Origin of the sequence: Leisingera sp. MMG026, assembly GCF_021654205.1 — a bacterium.
Lineage (GTDB): Bacteria > Pseudomonadota > Alphaproteobacteria > Rhodobacterales > Rhodobacteraceae > Leisingera.
In genome coordinates, this window is sequence record NZ_JAKFZM010000015.1 from 81,217 (window position 1) to 93,363 (window position 12,147).

General features: G+C 62.3%; 7 protein-coding genes. 3 read left to right on the forward strand and 4 right to left on the reverse strand.

Going from position 1 to position 12,147, the window contains the following annotated elements; genetic code table 11:
• Positions 1 to 6: 6 nt before the first annotated feature.
• Positions 7 to 1,836 (forward strand): ABC transporter ATP-binding protein/permease, encoded by a 1,830-nt coding sequence (locus L1069_RS10360; protein WP_237455619.1) that lies wholly within the window; start codon positions 7 to 9, stop codon positions 1,834 to 1,836.
• Between the two features lie 97 nt (positions 1,837 to 1,933).
• On the opposite strand, the gene L1069_RS10365 is transcribed toward L1069_RS10360, so the two are convergent.
• Both L1069_RS10365 and L1069_RS10370 read right to left on the reverse strand, forming a co-directional pair.
• Entirely contained in the window at positions 1,934 to 4,105 is a 2,172-nt protein-coding gene (locus L1069_RS10365; protein ID WP_237455620.1) for a methyl-accepting chemotaxis protein, read from the reverse strand.
• A gap of 193 nt (positions 4,106 to 4,298) precedes the next feature.
• Positions 4,299 to 5,621, reverse strand: coding sequence for an AcvB/VirJ family lysyl-phosphatidylglycerol hydrolase (locus tag L1069_RS10370; RefSeq protein WP_237455621.1), 1,323 nt, complete (start codon positions 5,619 to 5,621; stop codon positions 4,299 to 4,301).
• Positions 5,622 to 5,837: 216 nt separating this feature from the next.
• On the opposite strand from L1069_RS10370, the gene L1069_RS10375 reads away from it, so the two are divergent.
• A complete protein-coding gene (locus L1069_RS10375) occupies positions 5,838 to 6,164 on the forward strand; it encodes a hypothetical protein (RefSeq protein ID WP_129371082.1) in 327 nt (108 codons plus the stop codon).
• Between the two features lie 75 nt (positions 6,165 to 6,239).
• On the opposite strand, the gene L1069_RS10380 is transcribed toward L1069_RS10375, so the two are convergent.
• Together L1069_RS10380 and L1069_RS10385 are read right to left on the reverse strand one after the other, a co-directional pair.
• A complete protein-coding gene (locus tag L1069_RS10380) occupies positions 6,240 to 10,070 on the reverse strand; it encodes an efflux RND transporter permease subunit (protein WP_237455622.1) in 3,831 nt (1,276 codons plus the stop codon).
• A complete protein-coding gene (locus L1069_RS10385; protein WP_129371080.1) occupies positions 10,067 to 11,182 on the reverse strand; it encodes an efflux RND transporter periplasmic adaptor subunit in 1,116 nt (371 codons plus the stop codon). Before L1069_RS10385 ends, L1069_RS10380 begins: the two co-directional genes overlap by 4 nt.
• Positions 11,183 to 11,472: 290 nt before the next feature.
• Between L1069_RS10385 and L1069_RS10390 the strand changes: the two genes are divergently transcribed.
• Positions 11,473 to 12,144, forward strand: coding sequence for a hypothetical protein (locus L1069_RS10390; RefSeq protein WP_237455623.1), 672 nt, complete (start codon positions 11,473 to 11,475; stop codon positions 12,142 to 12,144).
• Positions 12,145 to 12,147: the final 3 nt, after the last annotated feature.

Below are 12,147 nucleotides of genomic sequence, written 5' to 3' on the forward strand. Positions count from 1 at the left end.
ACCGCCATGACCCAGACAGACCAGGCCGCCGTGCCGTTGCAAGCCGACACCGCCGAAGACGAACGCCGCTCCGGCCTGCGCACTTTGCGCAGGGTGGGACCGTATCTGTGGCCCAAGGATAACCGCGCCGTGAAGGTCCGGGTGGTGCTGGCACTTGCGGTGCTGGTCCTGGCCAAGCTGATCGCGGTTTACACACCGATGCTGTACAAGGACGCGGTCGACAGCCTCGCCGGGAAGGGGGTGCCGCCGCTGGCTTTGGGCGCCGTCGGGCTGACGGTGGCCTATGGCATGTCGCGGGTCCTGACCACTGGCTTTCAACAGCTGCGTGATGCAATCTTTGCCCCGGTCGGGCAGCGCGCCCTGCGGCGTTTGGCGCTGGAGACCTTTACCCATATCCATCGGTTGTCGATGCGCTATCACATCACCCGCAAGACCGGGGGCCTCAGCCGGATCATCGAGCGCGGGGTGAAAGGCGTCGAATTCCTGCTGCGGTTCATGCTGTTTTCCATCGGACCGCTGATCCTGGAGCTGACGCTGGTGGCGGTGATCCTGACGGTGCTGTTCGACGCTTGGTATCTGGCGGTCGTGGCCGGCACCATTGCTTTGTATGTCTGGTTCACCTTTGCGGTGACCGAATGGCGGGTAAAACTGCGCCGCGAGATGAACAAGCAGGACACCGACGCCAATCAAAAAGCCATCGACAGCCTGCTGAACTACGAGACGGTCAAGTATTTCGTCGCCGAAGAGCGCGAGGCGGCGCGTTATGACGGGGCGATGCGGGGCTATGCGCAGGCGGCGCTGAAAACAGCTTATTCGCTGGCAGCCCTGAATTTCGGCCAGAGTATGATTATCACTGCGGGCCTTATCGGTGTCATGGTGATGGCCGCGATCGGCGTGGAGCGGGGGGCGCTGACGGTCGGCGATTTTGTCATGGTCAACGCCTATATGATCCAGATCACCGTGCCGCTGAACTTCCTTGGCACTGTTTACCGCGAAATCCGCCAAAGCCTGGTGGACATGGGCGAGATGTTCGATCTTCTGGAGCAACCGGCCGATGTGAGCGACCGTCCCGGAGCTGGCGAGCTGCAGGTCAATGGCGGCCGGATCACGCTGGAGGATGTGCGGTTCTCCTATGATGCCGGGCGGGAGATCCTGAAAGGTGTCTCGCTGGAGGCAGAGCCCGGGCAGACGGTGGCAATTGTCGGCTCTACCGGATCAGGAAAATCGACCATCGGACGGCTGTTGTTCCGCTTTTACGACGTCACCGGCGGCGCGCTGAAGATCGACGGGCAAGACGTGCGGGATGTAAGTCAGAAAAGCCTGCACCACGCGATTGGTGTGGTGCCGCAGGACACCGTGCTGTTCAACGACACGGTCCGTTACAACATCGCCTATGGCCGCGACGGGGCCACTCAGGCCGACGTGGAGCAAGCGGCGCGCGACGCGCAAATCCATGACTTCATCGCAGCCCTGCCAGAGGGTTACGGCACCCAGGTTGGTGAGCGCGGACTGAAACTGTCGGGCGGCGAAAAGCAGCGGGTTGGCATTGCCCGCACATTGCTGAAGAACCCGCCGGTGCTGCTGCTGGACGAGGCAACCTCGGCGCTGGACACCGACACAGAGCAGGAGATCAAGGAAGCGCTGGCGCGGGCCGGGCAGGGGCGCACGGTGATCACCATTGCCCACCGCCTGTCAACCATTGCTGAAGCGGACCGGATTGTGGTGCTGGAACAGGGGGAAATTTCCGAGACCGGCACGCATGACGAACTGCTGGCGCAGGATGGCCGCTATGCCCGGCTGTGGCAGCGCCAGCAGGCGGAAAAGGACACGGCCTGACGGCAAGCTGCGGACAGGGCAGCGAAGGCAAATCGCTCATGGAAAAAGGCCGGTTCAGCAACCGGCCTTTCCTGTTTCGTGCAGTGTAAAACCGGACCTAGAAATCGTCCCAGCTTGCGTTTGCTGCTTTGGCAGGCATCGGAACTGCTGAATCGAATTCGATATCTTCACCATGTGCGCTGGGACCTGCCGGCGCCGTGTCTGCGAATGTGCTGGGCGCGGCCGGGGCGGCCAGTCCGGCAATTTTGAATTGAGCCACAACCTCTGCCAGCTTACCCGCATCGGTGTGCAGCAAGTGGCCGGCAGCGGTGGCTTCTTCCACCATGGCGGCATTTTGCTGGGTGACTTGATCCAGCTGACTGACGCCGGTGTTGATCTCGCTCAGGCCGGTCGACTGCTCGGCAGCGCCTTCGGCAATGTTGGACACCAGTTCCGAAACAGTGTTGACGCGGCCCACGATGCTGGTCAGCGCCACGCCGGTTTCACCAACCAGATCGACCCCTTGTTTCACATGTTTGGAGCTGTCGCCGATCAGTGTCTTGATTTCGGTTGCCGCATCAGCAGAGCGCTGAGCCAAAGCCCGGACTTCGGACGCGACAACGGCAAAACCCTTGCCGGCTTCCCCGGCTCGGGCGGCCTCGACACCTGCATTCAGGGCCAGAAGATTGGTCTGGAAAGCGATATCGTCGATGACCGAGATGATCTGTGAGATCTTGACCGACGACTGCTCGATCTCGTTCATTGCGGCAACCGCGTTTCGCACCACTTCGCTGCTGCCTTCGGCCTCCTGGCGGGCTTCCTGCATCGTGTTCTCGACGTCGCGGGCACCCTCGGCTGAGGATTTTACCGAAGAGGTCAGCTGTTCCAGCGCGGCAGCGGTTTCTTCCAGCGTGGCGGCCTGGCTTTCTGTGCGGTTCGACAAATCATCCGAGGCGGTGCTGATTTCGGTTGCGCCGTTGTGGATGCTGCTGGTGGCCGAGATCACCTGTGTGATGGTTTCCTTCAGCGTTGATACTGTGGTGTTGAAGCTTTGGCGCAGCTGATCATATTCTTCCGGGAACGCCTCGACGATGGTGCATTCGAGATCGCGGTTGGAGAGGCGGGCAAGATTGTCTTCAAGCTTGCCGACGACGGCACCGCGGTCGGCAATGCGGCTGGCCTCGATGGAGGCGAGTTTGTCTTCGCCTTCCGCTAGCGCAGCACGGGTTTGTTCCATTGCGCGGCTGAGCTTGCCGACTTCGGTCTTGGACTGCAGATACGCCGGCTCAAAATCAAACTCCTTGCGGGAGAGTCTGTCCAGGTCGGCCTGCAGGGCGCCGAACTGCTTGGTGAAGGCCATGATCAGGCGCAGACCGATGGTGCCGCTGACAACCAGCGACACGGCGACCGCAACCAGGGTGAGGATCAGCGCCTGGCGGGCATTGCTTGCTTCCTCAACTGTGAGGGCAATCATTGCACCGGTGACAGTGTTTTCCACATCCCTGAGAGAGCTGACCCAGCGGGTTGCCCGGTCAAACCAGTTTTGCGACGTGTACCCTGGTGCCGGGTTGCCCGGGCCTGCATCCAGAACTTCGGTGCGGATGCCTGGCAGCCCGGTTGCCTCCAGGCCCCCACGGATACCCAGCTCCGGCATCAACCCGTCAAAGGCAAGGTTTGCGATGTCGAGAAGCTGTTTCTCCACTGCTGTGGTTTCGGTGAACCAGCGGTAGAGGTTCAAATTGAAACTGCCCGCGCCAAAGCCGGATGCCCCCGCAGCCCGTTGCTGGCCTGCAGCTTCCTTGGCGTAGGCCAGGCTGACCAGGCCGGCGCTGTATTGCACCACTTGTGCGTTCTTCATTTGCAGCAGCTGTGCGCTGGTATCCCGCAGAAGGCTGGCAATCATTGCGGAATAGCGCGCGCCCATCTGACCCGGTGTCAATGTCTGAGCGGTGACGGAGTCACGCAGTGCGGCAAGTTGCTCCAAATGCTTCAGCGTGGAGGCTGCTGTCTGCGGCACATTTTGCGCCGCCCCGTCCACCTCGGCTCTGGTGCTGTTCAGGTCAGCTGCACCGGATTGGTTGTCCGAGGACAGATAAACTGCGGACAGGCCGCGCTCAACCTGCAGGAAGTGGATGACCTTCATCAATGCAACGGATTCGCTGGTCTGTGACCGCGAGGATTGCGCATTTTGGTAACGGTCCCAATCCGACAGAGCCTTAAAGCTTCCGATACCGGCGAGCGCGATGAATGGGATAGCGATAAGTGCCAGGATTTGCGATCGTAATGACATTTCATTTCCTCAACAAAAAAACACGTAAAGCGGGAGGCGATTCCGCTTTAATACACCTATGACATGTGGTGAATAAGATTTTGTGAACTGCGGGAGGGACGAGGTTTCTGCAGCTAAACAGACGCTTTCCGATGGAAGCCTGGCTGCAACTGTTCCATTGGCCAAACCGCAGCAGGCCGGGCCAATCTGGCGCCTAGTTGCCAGTCCCGGCAAGTACTGAAAGGGTGCGAACGATGCGGGCGTGGTCATGACCTAGATGGTGGCCGCCCTCAAATACCACCTGCTGCCGCCCAGGCAGGCTGGAAGCCGGGCAGGCGCTGACGGTCTCATTGCGGCCATACAGGCATAAAATCCGCGCAGGCGGCAGGCTGGCGGCCAAGGCGTCAATGGCCGGGGCCACCTCAACCGAGCCGGTCTTCCGGCCCAGCCACCCGCCCACAACGATTTCAAAACCGGTGTGCGTCTCCGGTGCAATCAGGCCGACACCTGCCAGCCGTGCCCGGAAACGCTCCGGCAGCTCAGCGGCGGCGAAGGGCAGGGTGTTGGCGCCAAGCGAGAACCCCAGCAGCAGCACCTTGTCCCGCCCGAAAACAGTGCGGTAATGCGCGTCTATGCGGACAAGATCCGCGGCGATCTGTTCCGGGCGTTTCTCCTGCCACATGTAACGCAGGCTGGAGATGCCGGCCACCGGAATGCCCTGTGCTGCCAGCCGGTCGGACACCTGTTCGTCAAAATTGGCCCAGCCGCCGTCGCCGGACAGAAAGATGGCGTAGGTGCCGCTGGCAGGCGCATCCGCGTCCTGGTGAATAGTAAGAGGCAGACCGTCCAAGCCGGAGCCTGCGGCGGCGGTCTGCGTGTCAAAGGCGTGATCGGTGCCCGCAAGGCGCAGGTAGCTTTGATAAAACGCGCGGCGCGGATCGGGTTCTGGATCGACCACGGTGGCGCCGGCAATACCGCTGGCGGCGGAGACGGTTCCCGGCTGCGCGATGTCCAACCATCGCACCGGGGCTTTTCCCGCCTGCGCGTCTGTCAGCGCGTTGCCTGCGCAAAGCAGAGGGGACGCGTCGAAGTGCACGGTGACCAGCCCCTTGAAGCTGTTGGGTGCGGTGCCTGCGGCATGGAGGGCGATGGCCGCGCCCTCGCCATAGCCGGACAGAACCGGAGTGCGGGCCAGGGCGCCCAGCTGCTGCTGGGTGCGGCGGGCGAGGCCGGACAAAAGCGGTGCGGCAGCAGCACAATCTCCGCCCGCCTGCGACAGCAGCGCCCGCCCGTCCACGCCGATAACCAGGGTATGCATGTCCGACAGGCGCTGCGCCCGGGCGGCTAGCTCTTTGCTCCAGCCTTCGGCGCCGGTGATGATCAGCGCTGTCGAGCGGGCCTCCTTGCCGTCCGGAGCTATTACCGCGGATGGCTGCAGCCCGCGCGCATCCGGTTGTCCGGGACAGGTGCCGGCGGTGAGAAACAACAGGGCCGCGGCCCAGGCGAACCCTTTCCGGAGATCAAGTTGCCGTGCCATGTGCTGCCTTCCGGGACTTATCCTCGTCTACCGGCAGAATATGCATAACTTTCCTGCGGAACCGTGAACCGCGCCGGGGCCTTGCCAGGCAGAAGTTTACGCTGGGGAAGCCCTAAGCAGCTTTCCCCATTGACCGGTAAAGCGACGTACCTAAAGTGCTGTCATTCCGGGATCAGCGGCACGGGCGCCGGCTGACCTGATCGAAAGGACAATCAGATGAAGACCCTTCTACCTGCCGCCGCCGCGGCTGCCCTCCTGGCTTTTCAGGCTCCTGCCTTTGCCGAGGACCTGGAATTCCTGCTGATCAATGACAGCAGCGCCGATTTGGTTGAGTTCAATGTATCCCCGGCGTCTTCCAGCGATTGGGAAGACAATCTGATGGATGGCGGTTATCTGGCGCCTGGTTATGAGATCGGTGTGGTGATTGCCGACGGTGCAACCACCTGCGTCTACGACATCCGCGGCAGCTTTGATGATGGATCCGAAGCAGAAGACTTTGGTCTCGATCTGTGTGATCTGGGTGAATACACCTTTACCGACTGATCCAGGCAATGGCTGGGCGCGCCCCGGCTGCTGCAAAGAAAAGCCCCGCCGGAGCGGGGCTTTTTTTGCGGCCGGTTATTCGGCTGCGCGCAGGCGGCCCTGCGGTGCGGGCGGTTCGGGTTCTCCCTCCTCCGCTGGGGCTTCAATCGTTTCGGGGGCCGCGCTTTCGACCCACTGGATTTCCGTCGTCGGCAGCTGGCGCGCCTTTTTGAACAGGCGCGAGTCCTGCGCGATGCGGCTGGAGCGGCCGCGGGTGATCCGCGACAGCGCCCGGCCCAAGGCGCGCATGTAGGTGGCGAACCACACCCGGATGGCCAGCAGCGAGGGGGTGACCACCAAGGTCAGCACCGTGGCGATGCCCAGGCCGAATACCACAGCGGTTGCCAGCTGTTTCCACCACAGCGCAGTGGGGCTGTCGATCGAGTAGCCGCCGTCGATGAAGTCCAGGCTGACGCCGAACATCATCGGGGTAAGGCCGGCCATCGTGGTGATGGTGGTCAGCAGCACCGGACGGATACGCGCCTCGGCAGTGCGGATGATCGCCTCGATCCGCGGCATCTGCTGGGCGAACTCCTGATAGGTGTCGATCAGCACGATGTTGTTGTTCACCACAATCCCCGCCAGCGCCACGATGCCGGTGCCGGTCATGATGATCGAGAACGGCTGCTGCATTACCATCATGCCGATCAGCACCCCGGTAGTGGACAGAACCACCGCCAGCAGCACCAGCGCCGCGTTGTAGAAGCTGTTGAACTGGGCCAGCAGGATCACGAACATCAGCGCCAGCGCGCCGGCAAACGCCTTGGACAGGAAGGCGCCGGATTCCTCCTGCTCCTCCTGGTCGCCGGTCCATTCCCAGCCGATACCGCGCGGCAGCGGGTCGCTTTCCAGCCACTCGGTAATCACGGCGATCCGCTCGTTCGGGTTCACCGGGCTGACCCTGGCACCATCCTCAAGTGCTGCCTTCAGCGCCTCAAGGCTTTCGGCACCCGTCAGCTGGACCAGCTGCAGGATCTTGCCGTTGGGCGAGACGACGGTTTCTCCGGTAGCCTGCGTGCCTTCGGGCAGGTCCTTGAGCAGCGCCAAGCGGGTCATTTCGCCGGTATCCGGATCTTCGATCACAGCCTTGCTCAGACCCGCGTCCACGTCGGCCTTCACGTCATAGTAGCGCTCCTGGCCGATGCGGTTGATCTGGGCCAGTTTCGGCACCGGCTGGCGGGTGATGAAATTGGACAGCGGCACCAGCCCGTCGGCAGTGCGGACCTTGAGGTTATCGAGCGTTGACAGCACCCGGTCCTGCTCCGGCAGGCGGACGCGGATGTCGATTTCTTCGTCCGAGCTGTCCATCCGCATGTCGCCCAGCAGCACGCCGCGTGTCACAAGCTGCACCATCGCACCAACGGTTGCCACATCGGCGCCGTAGCGGCCGGCCTTTGTCACATCGACGTCGATCTGCCAGTCAATGCCGGGCAGCGGCAGGCTGTCTTCGATCAGGATCAGTCCGGGAGTGTTTTCAAAATGCTCCCGTGCGGCCAGGGTGGCGGAAGTCAGATCCTCCCAGCCGTCACCGCGCAGGCGCAGGTGCACTGGTTTGCCGGAGGCCGGACCTTGCGCCAGAGCGCGGACCTCAACTTCGAACCCGGGCAGCTTGACCATTTCGGCGTTCAGCTCATCCAGAACCGTGTTGCCGTCGTATTCCTCGGCAATGAGTTCCTTTTCAAAACCCAGATATTTGCTCAGCAACCCGCCGAACCAGCCGTCCAGCGGCTCGCTGTCGGTGGGGCGGTCTTCCCAGGGGATGATCTCGAACTGGACCTGGCCGATGGTGTCGGGCGGCAGCTGCGCACCGGAGCTGTCGGTGTTCAACCCGCCGTCGCCGGCAAAGGAAAAGACGTTGATCACCGCGTGGTGCTGCAGGATGATGTCTTCGGCGGCGCGGACCATTTCGTCCTTTTCCAGCAACGAGATGTTGCCGCGGGCGCGGACGTAGGCGGTGGCTTGCTCCGGTTCTGAATCCACGAAGAATTCAACGCCGAGGTTGTTTTCGCCAAAGGTTTTGAACACCGTCATGATGGAAAATGCCACCACGGCGATGGTCACGATGGGCATTACCGGGTTGCCGGCGATGAATTTGATCACATGGCCGAAAGGCGTGTGGTGGTAACCGGGGGTAACCTCTTTCTGCTCGCGCTCGATCTTGACCGCACTCAGGGTGATGGAGGCGGCAAAGGAGGCAAGCGTAAAGACCAGCCCGCCAAACAGCACGCCGCCCAATCCGCCGGCCCCGCCGCCCAGAAGGTAGGACGGGTTCAGCATCTGCATAGCACCTGCAAACATACCCCACATGGCGACAGGCACCAAAGCGGCGCGCAGCCACCAGGGCGCGACCATGCGCAGCGCGCGGGAGGCGCCCTCAAACGTGCGGCTGATGCGGCCGGTGACGCCGCCCATGACAGGCAGGTAGATCAGCGCCACCACCAGCGAGGCCGACAGCACGAAGATCATGGTGACCGGCAGCATGCCCATGAATTCACCGGGCACACCGGGCCAGAACAGCAGGGGCAGAAAGGCACAGAGCGTGGTCGCGGTGGAAGACACCACCGGCCAGAACATCCGCTGCGCCGCCTCGACATAGGCGTGCATCGGGCCGGTGCCTTCCTTAATGCGTTTGTCGGCGTATTCCACGATGACAATGGCGCCATCCACCAGCATGCCCACGGCAAGGATCAGGCCGAACATCACCATGTTGGAAATGGTGACGCCCATCAGCGCCAGGAAGGCAAAGCACAAGAGGAACGAGGTCGGGATCGCAAAGCCGACCAGCAGTGCTGCGCGGCTGCCAAGTGCGGACAGAACAACGATCATCACCAGCGCCACGGCGGTCAGAACCGAGCCTTCAAGCTGGCTGACCATCGAGCCGACAACGCGGCTTTGGTCGTTGGAGGTGCCGACTTCAACCGCGGCCTGCAGTTCCGGCGGCCATTTGGATTTGGAGGCTTCCAGCGTCTCTTTCACCAGGTTGACGGTGTCGATAACGTTGTAGCCCTTGCGCTTGACCACCTGCAGCGCCACGGTGTCGCCGCCGTTAAACCGGGCAGTGCCGACCCTGTCCTCGAAGGTGAAATTGATCTGCGCCAGCTCCCCAAGGGTTACCACACGGTCGCCGTTGGTTTTGACCGGCAGCTGATAGATATCCTTCACCTCATCGAACGAGGAGGGGATCTTGACGGCAAAAGTGCCCTGTGCGGTTTCCACTTCACCCGCCGCAATCAGCTGGTTGTTGTTCTGGACAACATTGATCAGCTCAAGTGCCGTGACGTTATAGGCCTCCAGCCGCAGCGGGTCGATCAGCACCTCGACCATTTCGTCGCGGTTGCCGGCGATCCCGGCTTCCAGCACGGCGTCCAAGGCTTCAAGATCGTCCTGCAAGTCTTTGGCAATGCGCGCCATCGTGCGTTCCGGAACGGCGCCGGTCAGGTTTACGATGACAATCGGGAATTCCGAGAAGTTGATCTCGGTGATCGAGTATTTCTCGGCGCCTTCGGGAAACTCTGCCTCGGCCTTGTCCATGGCGTCGCGCACGTCGGCCATGATCGCGGTCTTGTCCCAGCCGAAATCAAACTCCAGCGCCACACCGGCATAGCCTTCGGCGGCGGTGGAGGTCATCTTGTCCAGCCCGTCAAGGTCGGCCAGCTCGGTCTCCATCACCTTGACCATCAGGGATTCGGAATCTTCGGCGGAAATGCCGGGGAAGGGGACCGAGATGAACAGGGCGGGGATTTCGATATCCGGCTCGCCCTCTTTGGGCAGCATTGAATAGGCGACGCCGCCGACAAGCAGCGAGATTGCTATAAAGGCCAGGACCATCCGGGCACGGCCGGCAGCCCAATCGACAATGCCAATCACTGTTCAGTCTCCCGGTAGGTGGCCGCCACGGCGACGCCTTCGGTCACAAAATCCTGCCCCACCACGATCACATCCGCGGTTTCGGGCAGGCCGCCGAGCCAAACGCCGTCGGCCTCATCCCTGAGCAGTTGCACGGGGTAGAATACCACGGTGCTGTCGGAACCGACAACACGCACACCCAGCTTGCCTTCGTTGTTCAGCGTCAGCGCCGATTGCGGCAGCTTATGCGCAAGCCGGCCGGCCGACGAAATCGCGATATCCGCCGTTTGGCCGTCCCGGATGCTGAGATCCGGGTTGGGAACGGTGATTTCCACCTCAAACGTGCGGGTGTTCGGGTCGGCAGAACGGCTGAGGAATGTGACTTCCCCTTGCACCTGCTGGCCGGTTGCCAGCTCGGCGCCTGCCGTGGCGCCCAGGGTCACTTTGTTCACCTCGGCCTCGGGCACGTAGCCAACCAGCTTGATGGTGTCGAGCTGGATCACGGTCCCGCACAGGCTGCCAGGCTGCAGCAGGCTGCCAAGCTCGGCGGTGTCGCTTTCCAGCAGGCCGTCAAACGGCGCGGTGATGGTCAGATGGCTGAGTTCTTTTTCTGCAGTAGCCACGGCAGCCAGTGCCGTCCGCTCTGCGGCCTCGGAGGAAGCCAGCCGGGTTTCCGAAGCGTATCCGCCCTGGGACAGCTTAGAGGAGGCGGTCAGGTTGATCCGGGCTTCTTTCAGCTGGGCCTGCGCCTGCAGCAGCATGGCCGGGCGGGTGCCGGGGTCCAGCTCGCACAAGAGGTCGCCCTTCTTAACATGCGACCCTTTGCGCAGAGGTTCGGAAATCACAGTCGAGGTGATTTCGGCCCGGACTTCGACCTGGCGGATTGCCTGGGTCTGGCCGCGCAGGATGACCGCGCTGCCAATGGTGCGCGCCTTGCTTTGCAGCGCCACCACGCCAACGCGCGTGTCCGCGGCCTGGGTCAGCGCCTGGCCGTCATCAATGCCGGTTTCGGCCTCGGCTGCCTCCGGTGCATTCTCGCCGCGGGCAAAGGCCATCAGATCGTCGCGCTCAATCACCACCAGATAGAGGCCGGCCGTCACAGCCACTGCAGTCAGCATCGGAATGATACGCATATCGGGTCTTCCTGTTTCTTGTCTGGTCCCGGGTGCAAAATGAGCCATAGCCAGAATACGGCGGGGCCTGCTCACAACGGGAGTCGCGCGTATGGATAAGCCTGATATAGGAGATGTCCATTCTAAACTAAGTGGTTTAGTTCACATTTCTTGCTTTTCTGGCGTAATTGCCGGCGTTTCTGGTGCAAACGGGCCACTTGGCTTGGGCTTTGAGCCGGGTTAAGAGGGGCGCAACGCATTCAATACCGGTTCGGGCGGAACGTCCGGGCCGCGCATATCAGGGGCTTTTCATGAGCGATACCGACAGCTTTATCGACGAGGTGACCGAAGAGGTCCGCCGTGACCGGCTTTTCCTGATGCTGAAGCGCTACGGCTGGATCGGCGGTGCTGTGGTGGCGCTGATCGTCGGCGGCGCGGCGTTCCGAGAGTACAGCAAAGCACAGGACCAGGCGGCGGCCGAAGCGCTGGGGGATGCGATCACCGCGGCGCTGGAGATTGACGGCAGCGGCAGCCGGTCCGAAGCGCTGGCTGCAGTTTCAGCCGAAAGCGCAGGCGGCGCGGCTATTCTGAAGATGCTTGAAGCCGGTGCGCTGGCGGACGCGGGTAACACCGCCGAGGCCGTGGCGCGGCTGGAAGCCGTGGCGGTCAATGGCGAGCTGCCGCTGATTTACCGCCATATTGCCAGCTTTAAGGCGCTGGCCCTGCAGTCCGGAACCCTGAGTGCCGGCGACCGCCGCCTGCAATATGAGGCGCTGGCCCAGCCGGGCGCGCCGCTGGCGCTGCTGGCCTCGGAACAGCTGGCGCTTTTGGAGATTGAAGAGGGCAACAGCGCTGCCGCAATCACCCGGCTTCGCGGGATTGCGGCGGATGCGGCTGTGAGTGCGGACTTGAAAGAACGGGCAACTCAGGTGATTGTGGCGCTTGGCGGCTCCGTTGAGGATGCCTCTGCGCCTGAGGGGTAAGGC